We start from the raw sequence: 12,993 nt of genomic DNA, 5'->3' as shown, positions 1-12,993 counted from the left end.
AACAAAAAACGCGGACCCAGGCAGAAAAACGCCCAAAGGCAAAACCATAACGCGGGGTGGAGCAGCCCGGTAGCTCGTCAGGCTCATAACCTGAAGGCCGCAGGTTCAAATCCTGCCCCCGCAACCATCTTTACTTGCGACCCCGTAGCCTTACCCGCTGCGGGGTTTTTGCGTTGTGCGGCAATCGTAAGGATGCCAGCAAGATCCCCGCGAACGTCGATCTCCACCTTGCCCTCCACCGGAGTCAGCACAATGTCCTCGACCAGTGAGCGGATCACCTCGGCAGCCTCGGTCCGCCGCTCCTCGGAATCATCCTGCAGCGTCTCGTAAAGCTGCTGAACCCGCTGGCGATAGTGCTGGGCCATCGCCGGATGCAGCAGCGGCGGCGGCTCGTCGGTTGTGGCCAGGAAGGAGGTCAGTTCCGCCTTGCGCGCCCGCAGCCTGTCGCCGCATTCCTTGACGTCATCCACCGAGAGGGCGTCCTTCAGATAAAGGTCCATCAGCTTCTGGACCTCCCGGTCGATCCGCCCGATCTCGGCTTGGGCCGCGTCGATATGCGCACGCGCCTCCATGCGCAGGCGATTGATCTCCCGCGTATAGGCGTCGCAGAACGCGGCGAAGATCTTCGGGTCGAGCATCCGGGTGCGAAGCGCGTTCAGCACCCGCGATTCCAGCTCGTCGCGGCGGAGGTTGACCCGGTTGTCGCAGGTGCCCTTGTTGCGCGCCGTCGAGCAGCCGATCAGCGTCGCCGAGATCATCGAATAGCCGCCACCGCAGCAGGCGCATCTGGTCAGCCCGGAAAACAGATACTTGGGTCGGCGGCGGGTGTTGACCCGCGCGACGTCGGGCTGCCCCTTGGCATCAGGCGCGATCCTATTGCGGGCCTGCCGTGTCTTCACCGCCTGCCACAGTGCGTCATCGAGAATGCGCAGTTCCGGTGCCTCCTGGATCACCCAGTCCTCTTCCGGGTTCGGGCGCGCCTGGCGCTTGCCGGTATCCGGGTCCTTGATGAAGCGCTGGCGGTTCCAGACGATCTTGCCGACATACATCTCGTTGTTGAGGATGCCATTGCCGCGCTTGGGATTGCCGTTGATGGTGCTGAAGCCCCAGGCACCGCCGAAAGGCGCGGCAATGCCGTCCCGGTTCAGGGCAAAAGCAATGGTCTTGGCTGACTTGCCTGCGGCATAGTCGCGGAAGATACGCCGCACGACATTCGCCTGCGTTTCGTTGATCGTGCGGTCGCCGCGCACCGGCTCGCCATTGACGTCCAGCTTCCTGACCACATCATAACCATAGGCGTTGCCACCGCCGGACTTGCCCGCCTCGACGCGGCCGCGCTGGCCGCGCCGGGTCTTGTCGGCCAGATCCTTCAAGAACAGCGCGTTCATCGTGCCTTTGAGGCCGACATGCAGATGCGTGACCTCACCCTCGGACAGGGTGACGATCTTCACGTCGGCATAGGACATGCGCTTGAAGATACCGGCAATGTCCTCCTGATCGCGGGAAAGTCGGTCCATCGCCTCGGCGAGGATCAGGTCGAAGCGGCCGCGTGTGGCGTCGGAAATCAGCGCCTGGATGCCTGGGCGCAGTAGCGATGAGCCGGAGATGGCATGGTCGGAATATTCCTCGACGATTTGCCAGCCCTGCTTCTCGGCCTGTAGGCGGCACATGCGGAGCTGATCGGCGATCGAAGCATCGCGCTGATTGTCGGAAGAATAGCGGGCGTAGATCGCGACCTTCAATGCACGTCTCCTTTCGACATCAGGAGGTGCGCTTCCCCCGTCGCCGCATCATCTTCACCTCTTCCGCGTAGCACTCCCGCGCCGCCTGTCGCGCGAGAAAGTCGACCAGACGCAGGAGGCGCGGATCGGGATTGCCACGAGGCGTAAAAGTCAGTTCCGGCTCGGCGATCAACAAGGATTCGAGCAGAGCTTCGCGCTCTCTCCTCATCATTTTTGCTTTGTTGCAGGGCGGATGCAAGGTCATGCCTTGCAATATTGGCTCGTGGCGCAGCATAAGCAATTGAAATCAAAGGCGTATGCTCGCCGGTGAAATATATGACTTCGGCGGTTGCCGCGAAGTCTGGCGCGGTCCTTCGCGTCACAGCATATGGAAAATACTGGCGGCAACGCGCAGTATCATAGAGTGAGCTTCGTGGCATCGCTGACATCCCTTGTTTGCAAGACCGATATCGGCTATATGTCAGGATATAGCACGGAGGCATGTTATGAGCAACGCTGCACAGAAGAGAGCAATCGAGAATTATCGCGCGCGGCTCACTCAGCGCGGCTTCAAGCGCTTCGAGGTCCTGGCGCTGGAATCCGACCGCGAGCTGATCCGGTCCCTTGCCCGTCAACTGGCTGAAGAGGGGCCGGAAGCAGAGGAGGCCCGGCAGACGGTGAAGGCTCTCGTTGCCGGTGAGCCGCCGAAATCCGGCGGCATCCTGTCCGCACTCCGCCGCTCGCCCCTGGTCGGCGCAGATCTCGATCTGTCGCGCCCGCGCGAAGAAGGGCGCAAGGTCGATCTGTGACGGGCTATCTCCTCGATACCAACATCATCAGCAACATCGTCAAGCCTCAGCCTTCGGAATCGCTGCTGACATGGTGGGCGGAACAGAAGGACGATGACCTGTTCATCGCTTCGCTTACCATCGCTGAAATCCGGCGCGGTATTCTCGAAAAGCCCCGTGGCAGAAAGCGAAATGCACTTGAGGCGTGGTTCTCTGGGCCGGAAGGGCCGCAGGCGCTATTTGCTGGCCGCATCCTCCCGTTCGATGACAAGGCTGCGCTGATCTGGGCGCGGCTGATGGCAGAAGGCAAAGCTACTGGCCGGCCCCGCAGCGGGCTCGACATGATTATTGCCGCTACCGCTGGAGCCAATGACTTTGTGGTCGTAACGGACAACGAGAAAGACTTCGCCGGTATCCCGTTCGTTAATCCCGTGCGTGGCTAGTCGTCGAACGCGGTTTCCCCCGAGAATAATCATGCAGCGCGCTACGGCGCGCCTCTTTGTTTTCTGAAGGTTGCTCAGGGCGCTGCCCTCGCGCGGCACAAGAAAACTCTGTGGCCTTTCGCGGCATAAACGGCCCGCTCCCCGCAAGCGGGTCCCCTCCATTTATTCCACGGTGCCAAAGACTTTCCTTGCACCTTGCTACCCCGGTCTCGCCGACGGGCAAGGGTTCAGGAGCGAGCGCTTCGCTTCTCTGAACCCCAAACTCGAAGGAAAAAGAGACATGACCGGCAACGCAAACACCCCCCGCAACGTGATCCTTAATGCCGATTGCATCGACGCCATGCGGTCTTTCGACCGAGGGGTGGTGGACTTCATTCTGACCGATCCGCCTTACATCGTGAACTATCGCGACCGCAACGGCAGGAAAGTGGCGAACGACGACAACGCCCGTTGGCTTCGCCCCGCGTTCAACCAGATGCACCGCGTTTTGAAGGATGGCGGATTTTGCGTCAGCTTCTACGGCTGGAACAAGGTCGATTTATTCATGGACGCATGGAAGGCGGCAGGCTTCCGCGTTGTCGGGCATATTGTATTCCGCAAGCGTTATGCGTCATCGGCGAAGTTCCTGCGCTACCAGCATGAGCAGGCTTATTTGCTGGCGAAGGGCAATGTTTCCTTGCCCGAAAACCCTGTCCCGGATGTGATCGACTTCCCCTATGCGGGCAACAAGCTGCATCCGACGCAGAAGCCCGTCGAGGCGCTGGCACCGTTGATCGAGGCGTTCACGAAGCCCGGCGAGCTTGTGCTGGACCCGTTCAGCGGCAGCGGCTCCACCCTTGCGGCGGCGCAGCAGCTCAGCCGCGACTGGCTCGGCGTTGAGCTGGACAGCCGGCACCACGAGACAGCTAGTAAGCGGCTTGCATGGATGCAGCAGCAGCGTGGGAGGGCGGCGGCATAGGCCCCTTTTCCTCGTCACGTGCGCGCCCGTCCGCATGGCGGGTGCTGCAATCCCGGACAATTCGCACGAACAGGATATTCGACATGCGCTGGATTATCACGAAGGACCATTGGGGCGGCTGCATGGGACTGGGCGAGAATGCAGACGGAGCGCCCGCCCGTGGCAGGCCCGAAGACGGCGAGGCTTTGCCGATGGAGTTCAGGCTTTACGACCCGCGCGGCAAGCTACTGTTTGAAGGACGTTGCGGCGACATCGATGAGGACTGGTGGCATGGTTTCGAGCCGCTAATTTACCTATGGAACCCGTTCCGCGCCCGCCGCCTGTATTATCGCCGCGCCGGAATGAAAAAGCGGTGGCGCCCGTTCCGGCAGCCGTGACGGCTGCATCCCCATAGCCTTACGCCTCCTCTCGATGGGGCACGCGTTTCAAAATTTGCGCCGATCCGCGACGGCGGATCGGCGAACGCATGTCGAAAGGATATGAGCGGTATCGACAGATCGGAACCAAAGCGATGACGATCACCGCCGTCGAGGTGCATCCAATCGACGAAACGCACTGTCTCGCCCGCGTTGGCTGGAACAGCGAGTTCGAGAAGAATGGCAGGCAATCGATATCCCTTTCACCAACATGTATCTCCTTGAGGATAACGGTGGGGAGCTGAAGGTTTTTGGCTGGATTACCGGAGACGAAGATCAATTGCTAAAGGACAATGGGCTGATGTGAGCTTTGACTGACCCAGGAACTACCAGAGAGTCTGGGGTCGCCGTTCCATTGGACGCGAACGTCCGTTTTCGGCACCGCTTTCGATCCTACTGAACGTCTGCAACTAGGTCGCCTCCTGCCGGTCCACCGATCGTAGCCCACGCCGGATCGGCTCCATCGGGGTTGGATTCTTGCCTGGCCGCTTTAGCCTGTCATGTAGCTAAAGCGGCCGTTTAGTGTCCACCATGAATCGAGCTCATGCAGGGGTGGGCATTTCGCTTTTGCGCTGTTGGCCATCAGTTCGGATCGGATCTGGTGTTCGTGTGCGATCCACGGCGTCCGGCAAGCCAGCGTGCGGGGCGGCCGCGCTCCAGCCAGCCCCGCATCTCGTCGGTTTATGCGCCAAACGCGCCGTCGATCGTGTGCAACGCGCCCGTCACGAAGCCCGCTTCCGGTCCTGCCAGCCAGGCGATCATCCCCGCGACTTCCTCCGGCCGTCCGTGGCGCTTGATCGCCATGAAGCTGTGCATCATATCTTTCATAGGTCCGTCCGCCGGGTTTGTATCCGTATCGGTTGGACCCGGTTGCACGACATTTACGGTGATCCCGCGTGGTCCGAAATCGCGCGCCAGGCCGCGGGCCAGACCCTGCAAAGCAGACTTGCTCACCGCATAGGACGCCATGCCAGGGACGGGCATCCGATCCCCGTTCACGGACCCGATCACGATGATCCGCCCGCCCTCGGGCATCTGCCGCGCTGCCTCGACAGCGGCATGGTAGGGCGCGTGGATATTGATCTGAAACAGCCGATCGACCGCATCCGGGTCCAGTTCAAGCGCATCGCCGAAGATAACGATGCCGGCGTTCACCACCAGCACATCCAGCGGGCCACTGTCGCGCACGCGCGCAATCACGGCATCGCGATCCGAACTGTCGGTCAGGACCGCCGTGCTGCCTGTTTCGAGCGCAAGCTGTTCTGCCGCCTCACGCGACCCGGCATAGGTGAAGGTCACTGCCGCGCCATCCGACACGAAACGCTTCACGATTGCTGCACCTATTCCCCGGCTGCCACCGAGCACCAGAACGGTCTTTCCCTTAAATACGGCCATGCAGCCCTCCTTGAGTTATAGTGTAGGACACGCTACATAAATGTTTGAAAGCTCCTGTCAAGGATTTTGTAATCGTGACTACACAAAAACCATCGCGCCGAGGTCGACCGCGCAGTTTCGATCCCGAACAGGCGATTGCGGTCGCCCAGCGCTTGTTCCACGCGCATGGCTACGATGCCGTCAGCGTTGCTGATGTAACGGAAGCCCTCGGCATCAACCCGCCCAGTTTCTATGCGGCCTTCGGAAGCAAGGCCGGGCTATACGCCCGCGTCCTCGACCGATACACCGTAACCGATGCAATTCCGTTTTCCGACCTTCTGCGACCTGACCGGCCGGTGGCCGAAGGTCTTGCATCACTCCTGGAGGAGGCCGCCCGCCACTATGCTGCCGACCCTGTCACCACCGGCTGTCTGGTGCTGGAAGGCACCCGTAGCAACGATCCGGATGCGCGCAAGGCCGCCTGCGCCTTCTATGCTGCTGTAGAGGACATGATCCGCGCCTACATCGCCGCCCGTCATCCAGAAGAAGCGGAGCGGCTGACCGACTTCGTCGGCACTGTCATGGCGGGTCTCTCCGCCAGAGCTCGCAATGGGCACGGCCTGGTTCGTCTGCTGGCCACCGCGCGCCTCGCAAGTCTGACTCTGGTTCAAGCACTCCCGGCCTGAGAACCCGGCACATGGTCGCCTCGGCAACTCGTTTTTTGGTGCCTGTCGTCGCTGATGAGGCAGAAGCAGCTTCTAGAAACAAAGACCACACGCAGGAATGTCCTGGATGGGGTCGGCAGCGGTCACACTGGTCGCAGTTCAACGAATAGCTACCCGACTAGCGGTGCCTGAAAGCGGCCTGTTTGAAAATGGCCCTAGCTAACCACGCCGACAGTCAGGAGCGCCAAGAACAGCGATTTCCGGAAGCCGTCAGGTGAGGTTGTGAGCAGCTCGGAATCCCCCGGCGACGCTGAACAACGCGGCTTGATTTAGCAACAGGTCAATTGCGCGGGTGAGGCGTCGGAGCAGTCAGCATCGACGCGCATCTCAACAAAGAAGCGCTATCTTGCGTCATCGTCCTCCGGCAGGAGGCGGCCATCCTCGCGCTGCGCCGGAAATACGGCGTCAACGAGGAGCGACCGCAAAGCGTCGACTGGTAACGCCGAGCTTGCCGCCCGGGTGGAGAGGAAGAAAGGGGATGGGGGTTTTCGTAACGGGTTTAGGGTCGAGAGAGAGGCTCTCGGCGCTCGTCGCGGAGCAACCCACCATGGCAAGAGCTGCTAAGAAAGAAGCCCGCTCTTGAAATGATCGTGTCCTCACGGGCGCGCGACATTTCGTTCAACTGGATCCGGCTGTCCGAGAGCAACGTGCGCGAAATCGACGTCGGGGTCGGTCTGGACGAACTCACCCAGGACATCGACCGCCGCGAGGACATCGTTCAGGGACTCAATGTCCGCGCCATCCTCGATGATGACGGCAATGAGACCGGCGACTTATGGACTAGAGAATCAAGTACTGATGGTCGGCGTCCGCGGCGCTTTTTGAGTATCACTTCGTTGGCGCGATACCGGATCACCGACGTCGTGGCGAAGGCGAGCATGGCGAGGGAGACGTGGCGATGCCAGCCATACCATAATTGGTACTCCTTTTGATCGAGGCCGAACTCGCTTTTGGCGACCTCGAAGCCGTCTTCTATCGTCCAGCGATGGTCTCAACGTAAACGAGCGTTGGATGGTATTGGACTGCGAGCTCGGGGCGGGTTGGTTCAAGTCTCCTGGTCGATCGCGCGATCCCAATATGGTGGATCTCCAAAGCGGGCGCGTAAGTGCTCGACCAGCGCTTTAACCTTGCTTGGAATGCCGAGTGCCTTCGGATACACGACTTGCACCGTATCTGTCTCAGCCTCTCCGTCAATCCTCACCACTTTGAGATGACCACTGGCTAGGGCCTCTCCCGTGATGAAGGTCGGTAGCAGCGCCAGGCCCAGCCCCGCTTCCGCCGCTTCGCGCATAAGGTCACCATTGTTGACGCGGAGAATTGCCCGCGGCCGCGCGATTCGCATCCCATCGGATGTCTTGAAACGCCAATCTTCGGCTCCCCGATTTGAATAGTTTATGGCGCGGTGACCGCTCAAATCATCAAGTGTGCGCGGGTAACCGTGCCTTTCAAGGTAAGCCGGAGCGGCTACGAGCGCACGGCGACTTGGCGCCAGGCGGTGCGCAACGAGCCTGTTGTCGGCGACTTGACCAATCCTCACCACTGCGTCGTATCCGCCCGCCGCCACGTCGACAAAGTCATCATCGAGTTCGACGATGAGTTCCACGCCTGGATGCTGCGTGAGGAACGGGTAAAGCGCGCGACCAAGATGCAACACGCCGAAACTCAACGGCGCGGACAAACGGAGGGGTCCGACCAGCCCGCCACGGCGCTCGGCTATTTCGACGGCTGCCGCATCCACCTCGCGTAGGATCGCGGCGGCGCGTCCGCGGAATGCGGCACCGTCTTCTGTCAATGTCAGCTTTCGCGTGGTTCTGTGCACGAGCGCCGCGCCTACGTCCCGCTCAAGGCGCGCCAAGCGCTCGCTTACGACCGAGGTCGACAGGTTGAGGCGCTTCGCCGCTCGACTGATCGATCCAGTCTCTGCCACGGCAACGAACGATGCCAGTCCCTCAAGCTTCATCTTTCGGTTTTCCGGATACTAGAACCAGTCATCATCCACTAATCCGAACACGCGAGAATTGCTAGATGGATTGGCGAACGAACGCTCCGGCCGTGGGATTGCTGCCCGAGGGGGGACGCGCGTGGATGGCTGCGACGGCACGACCGCGAAAGGCTATCGGTTCGTCCGCCAGCGAGCTCCGTTCTGGAACTCGCCGCCGGCAACCTTCAGCGCGTTAGCGGGCAGCGTGGCGAAAGCGACGATGGTGGCTGAGCCGACCACTATTGATCGACTGCAAAGAAGCAATGAACACATGCAACCACCGGAGACCGCACATGCTCAAGTTCTACTTCCACCCCTCGCCAAACCCTCTCAAAGTCGCACTCCTGCTCGAGGAGTTGGGTGATCCCTTCGAACTCGTCGCCGTCGACATCTTCAAGGGTGAACAGCACGCTCCCGACTACCTCAAGATCAACCCGAACGGCAAGGTGCCAGCAATCGTCATGGACGACGGTCTTGCTGTCTTCGACTCCAACGCGATCCTGCTTCACCTCGCTGAAGTGCACGGCCGCTTCCTGCCGACAACGGACACCCCTCGCGCACAACTCCTGAGTTGGCTCTTCTTCATCGCAACCGGTTTTTCGCCGTTCTCCGGTCAAGCCGTGCACTTTCTCAACGCGACTCCCGAGCCGATTCCATACGCACGGAACCGCTATCTTCGAGAAATCGAACGTCACTACCGCGTGCTGAACAATAGGCTTGCGGACAGCCAGTATCTCGTTGGCAACGAGTACACCATCGCCGACATGGCGTTCTGGGGATGGGCGAATTTTTCGCCTCTCATCTTCGGTGACGCTGGTCTCACCGACTACCCGCACGTCAGGCGACTGTACGAAGAAATCAGCGGGCGGCCGGCGGCGGCAGGGGCTCACGCGCTAAAGGAGAGGCTTACACTCAAAGCCGACTTTGACGACGAAACGCGTCGCGCGCTTTTCCCTCAGAACGAGCCGCTGGCATGACTGGACTGTTCCGGTCTGCTCGGGCCTCTAAGATTGGCGTTGATCTCTGAAATCTTAGCAAGGAATGGCGCCGAGCGTGCCGCTAGGTGTGTTCTGGGCAAGCGCCCCGCCTTTGGCGCTGGGCGGGGGCGGCGATACAGGCTCGATGTCGAGTCCCGTGTCAGCAATATTTACGATGATTGAGACGCCATACCGCGTCGCGCCGGTTGAAGATTAGGAAGCTCGGCTGTCTCGTCGATGTGGCGAGATGACGGGAAACGCAACTCCGTGAACCTCAGGAGAGAGAGATGGATCTTTCAAGACGAGCCTTTGCCGTCGGGCTTTCATTGGCGATGTTCGCGGCCCCGGCGGCTGGACAGGACCGACGAGAGGAACCTGCGAGATCTGTGGTGCTCGTGCACGGCGCGTTCGTGGACGGTTCCGGCTGGAAGGGCGTCTACGACCGCCTTCAGCGCGGCGGATACGAAGTCAGTGTCGTGCAGCTCGCGACCAACTCGCTTGCCGATGATGTCGCAGCTACCAAACGTGCAATCGCCGCGGCGTCGGGCAGCGTCATCCTTGTCGGCCACAGCTATGGTGGTGTGGTCATCTCCGAGGCCGGCAGCGATCCCAAGGTCGCGGCGCTAATTTACGTCGCGGCCTTCGTGCCGGACGTGGGCGAATCGGTGGCCACCCTTATCTCGACGCCCGTGCCCGGCGCGCCCGTCCCGCCGATCCTGCCGCCAAAAGACGGGTATCTTCTTATCGACCGGGCAGAGTTCGCAGAGGCATTTGCGGCTGACGTGCCGGCCGACTTGGCAGCATTCATGGCGAACTCTCAGTTACCTTGGGGCGTAGAGGCGTTGTCCGGCGCGGTCTCGAAACCGGCTTGGCGAACAAGGCCGTCTTGGTACTTGGTGGCGAGCGACGACAGGATGATCGCTCCCGAGGCGCAGTGGACGATGGCTCACCGCGCGGGGGCGCGGATGGCAGAGGTTGCCGCCAGCCACGCGATTTACGTGTCGAAGCCTGAAGCTGTTGCTGCGCTCATTGAAGAAGCGGCACGCGAAAACGCAAGATAATAGTGTCCTTGACTACTGCTTTGCGCTGTCGCGCGGGAGGTGGCGTGACTACATCGCGCGCAAACCGTGCCTGCGCGCCTGACACAGGAGATGCATCATGAAGACCGGCATTTGTCGGGCTTCGGCTTGCCAAGGAGTTCAGCCGGATCGGTCACGATATTCTTATTGCCAACAACCGCGGCCCAGAAGGTGTAAAGCATCGGTTGGCGGAGGCGGAATATGGCGCAGATATTCTGCCGGCATCGCCGGATATTCACTGGTCTATGGTGTCACAAAGAACGCCATGGAATCGGCGATACTTGTCAACCTCCCCGACGGAGCTGGCGGCCTTTTCACAGGCATCGCGGCCATGCTCAACCTTAACGCGCTCGGAACCACCGTCCTTTCGCGCTGACGTAAAAGCGCCGAGTCTCGCTCCCCGGCGAAACCTTGCGGCTCGCATCACCAGGCCCTGGGCCCTCAATCTGGCAGAAATGGTCGGGTCGCCCTCCTTCCCAAACCCTTCCTCCTCTCCCCGACCCTTTGCCGCGCCATTCCGGCGCAGCAAAGGCAGAGCCCTCGTTTCGCCGCCCAGGGGCGCTTTTTATCGAAGACAAACTGCCCGATCGTCCAAACCGAATCAGTTTCCCTGACACGCCGGACAACTTCGTGCTCATCAAGAGCTTCTCCGGCGAAACTGGGGTAGAAGATCACCCAAGAACGACTATAATGGTCGTAGTTCTGGCGCGGGAACGGACCGTGGTGGGAGGTGATCGTCATGATCACCGCCCGACAATCGCGGGCCGCACGCGCGTTGCTTGGTTGGACACAGGAGACGCTCGCTGACAAGGCTCGAATATCGCTGACCGCACTCAAGCGCCTTGAGTCAGAGAACGGACTCGATGTGTACGAGACTACGCGCGATCAGGTCAGGCGAGCCTTCGAGGCTCATGGCGTCGTGCTGCTAACGACCGAACGCGGACAGGGAGTCCTGCTGGTCCATGACCATCAAAAGGCAGAGCGGTGACAGGTCAAGTACCGGCGATGTGGCGATGGCATCACCGGTTACGAAATGCGCCGCCTCCGCTGGCACCGTCATATCGCTAGCGTCACGAACTGATATGATGACCCGTGCAGCAATGAAGCTCAGCCAATGATCGAACCATTCGAGGATACCGCTCCGGCCGGCGACAAACTCACCGACTACGATCGGACCCACATCCGCCTCTACGCCCGGCTCCTCGACGCCACCGCCGACGGCGCCGATTGGCAAGAGATCGTCGAAGTCCTCTTCGGCATTGATCCTCTTCTTGAGCCGGAGCGCGCTCGCCATGTCCATGCAAGCCATCTCGCCAGAGCGCGCTGGATGACCGAGACCGGCTATCGCCACCTCCTGGGCCATTCCATCAACTGAACATTCGCCATTCGAGGGCGTTGCCGCGACACCGTGCGGTGTCGTTCCCCGAGCTTCCGAAAACGCGCTCACCCCACAATAGTTTGATGCCTTCGACTTGCGTCGTCTTATGCGAGGAGATGAGACATGCAACCCGATACATCGCGCTGGCGGGACCGCTCGAGCTACGTGTTCTTTGACGAACTGCCGATAGAGGGGCTCGCCTGGGAATGCCTCCGGCGCAACGCGCGATATCAAGACCGCTATCATGCCCTGATGACTACGAACGCTACGGAAGAGCCGCTGTCAGGGGTCGATGAGCGGACCTGGGGGTTGCGATTTCGCGGCGCGGCCGGAACTGACATCGCTTGCCCAAACCGTGCTCTGGTCGCCCCGCATCAATCCTGCTGTCGTCATGCTCGCTCAGACGCCGCTGAACCTCCCGGCCTCCTTTGCTGCGGAACTCGGTGACCTCTCGCCGCACCGCCGTTCCGCTGACGGCGATCATCGCGTTCATGTCGAAGCGTCAACCACCTCCCAACTGCTTTTCCTGCCCGATGTTCAGCATGGGGTTTCACTAGCAGCGATGGTCATCCTCGATGCCCATGCACTCGACCGCATCGACGCTCTTGTTCGCTTCTGGAGAGCATGGCACGGGCGGGCCGTCCCCGACGACCCGCGCATGACAAAGCAACAGAGACTTCGCTTCCGCCAGATGATCCAGGCGTCGGACGGCCGGTCTCACGGCGCCAGCTACAGGGAAATAGCCACCGTCATCTACGGCGCCGAGCGCATTCGATCAGAACCATGGAAAACCTCCGCGCTCCGTGAGGTCGTCATCCGTCTGGTGCGCGGCGGAAACCGCCTAATCGACGGGGGCTACCTACAGCTCTTGCACCATCGGCGCATCGACAACCCATAGCCGCGAGGGTGCGACAGGTCGAAAGCCTTCGCCAATTAAGACCCGGAACTTGCGGGTGTCGAATACCGCTACCCGCAAGTTCACCATCCCCCCTGACGAACTCCCTCCGCCACCGTGGTCGTCGTCCGCCGCTTTTCATCAGCGGCCGCCCACACCCCACGGAGGCCCCGATCCATGCGACCCGATCCCGTCGTTCTTCCGCCACGCTTCCTTCGCACCAAGGAAGCGGCCGACTTCCTCAGCCTTTCCGCACGT

The 12,993-nt window shown here is 60.9% G+C and carries 15 protein-coding genes, 1 tRNA gene and 2 pseudogenes; 13 read left to right on the top strand and 5 right to left on the bottom strand.

Annotated features, from left to right (window positions below; translation table 11 throughout):
• The first annotated feature begins 50 nt into the window (after window positions 1–50).
• Window positions 51–127: transfer RNA gene (locus NOF55_RS20280), tRNA-Met, on the top strand.
• Here NOF55_RS20280 and NOF55_RS20275 read toward each other — a convergent pair.
• Window positions 84–1,742, bottom strand: a complete 1,659-nt coding sequence (locus NOF55_RS20275) for a recombinase family protein (RefSeq protein WP_306412944.1) — start codon at window positions 1,740–1,742, stop codon at window positions 84–86. The genes NOF55_RS20280 and NOF55_RS20275 overlap by 44 nt on opposite strands.
• Window positions 1,743–1,761: 19 nt before the next feature.
• Window positions 1,762–1,986 carry a hypothetical protein gene (locus tag NOF55_RS20270; RefSeq protein WP_306412942.1) on the bottom strand — a complete coding sequence of 75 codons (225 nt, stop codon included), beginning with the start codon at window positions 1,984–1,986 and terminating at the stop codon, window positions 1,762–1,764.
• 241 nt (window positions 1,987–2,227) lie between these two features.
• Between NOF55_RS20270 and NOF55_RS20265 the strand changes: the two genes are divergently transcribed.
• The 4 genes from NOF55_RS20265 (at window position 2,228) to NOF55_RS20250 (ending at window position 4,287) form a co-directional block, all read left to right on the top strand.
• The gene (locus NOF55_RS20265; protein WP_306412941.1) at window positions 2,228–2,530 is read left to right on the top strand and encodes a hypothetical protein; all 303 of its coding nucleotides are present in this window, start codon (window positions 2,228–2,230) and stop codon (window positions 2,528–2,530) included.
• Entirely contained in the window at window positions 2,527–2,952 is a 426-nt protein-coding gene (locus NOF55_RS20260; RefSeq protein ID WP_306412940.1) for a type II toxin-antitoxin system VapC family toxin, read from the top strand. Before NOF55_RS20265 ends, NOF55_RS20260 begins: the two co-directional genes overlap by 4 nt.
• A 310-nt stretch (window positions 2,953–3,262) precedes the next feature.
• Entirely contained in the window at window positions 3,263–3,910 is a 648-nt protein-coding gene (locus tag NOF55_RS20255; protein ID WP_370869014.1) for a DNA methyltransferase, read from the top strand.
• An 83-nt stretch (window positions 3,911–3,993) separates the two neighbouring features.
• Entirely contained in the window at window positions 3,994–4,287 is a 294-nt protein-coding gene (locus NOF55_RS20250) for a hypothetical protein (protein ID WP_306412938.1), read from the top strand.
• A gap of 720 nt (window positions 4,288–5,007) precedes the next feature.
• On the opposite strand, the gene bdcA is transcribed toward NOF55_RS20250, so the two are convergent.
• Entirely contained in the window at window positions 5,008–5,721 is a 714-nt protein-coding gene (bdcA, locus tag NOF55_RS20245; RefSeq protein WP_306412937.1) for an SDR family oxidoreductase, read from the bottom strand.
• Window positions 5,722–5,795: 74 nt separating this feature from the next.
• Here bdcA and NOF55_RS20240 point away from each other — a divergent pair, with 74 nt between their 5' ends.
• The gene (locus tag NOF55_RS20240) at window positions 5,796–6,386 is read left to right on the top strand and encodes a TetR/AcrR family transcriptional regulator (RefSeq protein WP_306412936.1); all 591 of its coding nucleotides are present in this window, start codon (window positions 5,796–5,798) and stop codon (window positions 6,384–6,386) included.
• A gap of 757 nt (window positions 6,387–7,143) precedes the next feature.
• Here NOF55_RS20240 and NOF55_RS20235 read toward each other — a convergent pair.
• Together NOF55_RS20235 and NOF55_RS20230 are read right to left on the bottom strand one after the other, a co-directional pair.
• Window positions 7,144–7,413 (bottom strand): annotated as a pseudogene (locus NOF55_RS20235) (hypothetical protein); the annotation flags it as partial.
• A gap of 57 nt (window positions 7,414–7,470) precedes the next feature.
• On the bottom strand, window positions 7,471–8,385 hold the full coding sequence (locus tag NOF55_RS20230) for a LysR family transcriptional regulator (protein ID WP_306412935.1): 915 nt from the start codon (window positions 8,383–8,385) through the stop codon (window positions 7,471–7,473).
• Between the two features lie 314 nt (window positions 8,386–8,699).
• Here NOF55_RS20230 and NOF55_RS20225 point away from each other — a divergent pair, with 314 nt between their 5' ends.
• The 7 genes and pseudogenes from NOF55_RS20225 to NOF55_RS20195 form a co-directional block, all read left to right on the top strand.
• Window positions 8,700–9,383 carry a glutathione S-transferase family protein gene (locus tag NOF55_RS20225; protein ID WP_306412934.1) on the top strand — a complete coding sequence of 228 codons (684 nt, stop codon included), beginning with the start codon at window positions 8,700–8,702 and terminating at the stop codon, window positions 9,381–9,383.
• Between the two features lie 332 nt (window positions 9,384–9,715).
• Window positions 9,716–10,444, top strand: coding sequence for an alpha/beta fold hydrolase (locus NOF55_RS20220; RefSeq protein ID WP_306412943.1), 729 nt, complete (start codon window positions 9,716–9,718; stop codon window positions 10,442–10,444).
• 757 nt (window positions 10,445–11,201) lie between these two features.
• Complete coding sequence (locus NOF55_RS20215; RefSeq protein ID WP_306412933.1) at window positions 11,202–11,450, top strand: helix-turn-helix domain-containing protein; 249 nt, start codon at window positions 11,202–11,204, stop codon at window positions 11,448–11,450.
• Window positions 11,451–11,576: 126 nt separating this feature from the next.
• Window positions 11,577–11,837 carry a DNA -binding domain-containing protein gene (locus NOF55_RS20210; RefSeq protein ID WP_306412932.1) on the top strand — a complete coding sequence of 87 codons (261 nt, stop codon included), beginning with the start codon at window positions 11,577–11,579 and terminating at the stop codon, window positions 11,835–11,837.
• Window positions 11,838–11,963: 126 nt separating this feature from the next.
• Complete coding sequence (locus NOF55_RS20205) at window positions 11,964–12,287, top strand: transcriptional regulator domain-containing protein (protein WP_306412931.1); 324 nt, start codon at window positions 11,964–11,966, stop codon at window positions 12,285–12,287.
• Complete coding sequence (locus tag NOF55_RS20200; RefSeq protein ID WP_306412929.1) at window positions 12,232–12,738, top strand: DUF2285 domain-containing protein; 507 nt, start codon at window positions 12,232–12,234, stop codon at window positions 12,736–12,738. Before NOF55_RS20205 ends, NOF55_RS20200 begins: the two co-directional genes overlap by 56 nt.
• 174 nt (window positions 12,739–12,912) lie before the next feature.
• Window positions 12,913–12,993, top strand: a pseudogene (locus NOF55_RS20195) (helix-turn-helix transcriptional regulator); the annotation flags it as partial.

This window comes from Ectorhizobium quercum (assembly GCF_026552795.1).
GTDB classification, from domain to species: domain Bacteria; phylum Pseudomonadota; class Alphaproteobacteria; order Rhizobiales; family Rhizobiaceae; genus Ectorhizobium; species Ectorhizobium quercum.
The sequence above is the reverse complement of the archived record's forward strand: the minus strand, read 5'-3'. Positions and strand labels throughout refer to the sequence as shown.

Bases quoted from the DNA above. Each gene is read 5' to 3' on its own strand.
- NOF55_RS20270 (WP_306412942.1), bottom strand. From the start codon at position 1,986: ATGACCTTGCATCCGCCCTGCAACAAAGCAAAAATGATGAGGAGAGAG.
- NOF55_RS20265 (WP_306412941.1), top strand. From the start codon at position 2,228: ATGAGCAACGCTGCACAGAAGAGAGCAATCGAGAATTATCGCGCGCGG.
- NOF55_RS20250 (WP_306412938.1), top strand. From the start codon at position 3,994: ATGCGCTGGATTATCACGAAGGACCATTGGGGCGGCTGCATGGGACTG.
- bdcA (WP_306412937.1), bottom strand. From the start codon at position 5,721: ATGGCCGTATTTAAGGGAAAGACCGTTCTGGTGCTCGGTGGCAGCCGG.
- NOF55_RS20230 (WP_306412935.1), bottom strand. From the start codon at position 8,385: ATGAAGCTTGAGGGACTGGCATCGTTCGTTGCCGTGGCAGAGACTGGA.
- NOF55_RS20225 (WP_306412934.1), top strand. From the start codon at position 8,700: ATGCTCAAGTTCTACTTCCACCCCTCGCCAAACCCTCTCAAAGTCGCA.
- NOF55_RS20220 (WP_306412943.1), top strand. From the start codon at position 9,716: ATGTTCGCGGCCCCGGCGGCTGGACAGGACCGACGAGAGGAACCTGCG.
- NOF55_RS20215 (WP_306412933.1), top strand. From the start codon at position 11,202: ATGATCACCGCCCGACAATCGCGGGCCGCACGCGCGTTGCTTGGTTGG.
- NOF55_RS20210 (WP_306412932.1), top strand. From the start codon at position 11,577: ATGATCGAACCATTCGAGGATACCGCTCCGGCCGGCGACAAACTCACC.
- NOF55_RS20205 (WP_306412931.1), top strand. From the start codon at position 11,964: ATGCAACCCGATACATCGCGCTGGCGGGACCGCTCGAGCTACGTGTTC.
- NOF55_RS20200 (WP_306412929.1), top strand. From the start codon at position 12,232: ATGCTCGCTCAGACGCCGCTGAACCTCCCGGCCTCCTTTGCTGCGGAA.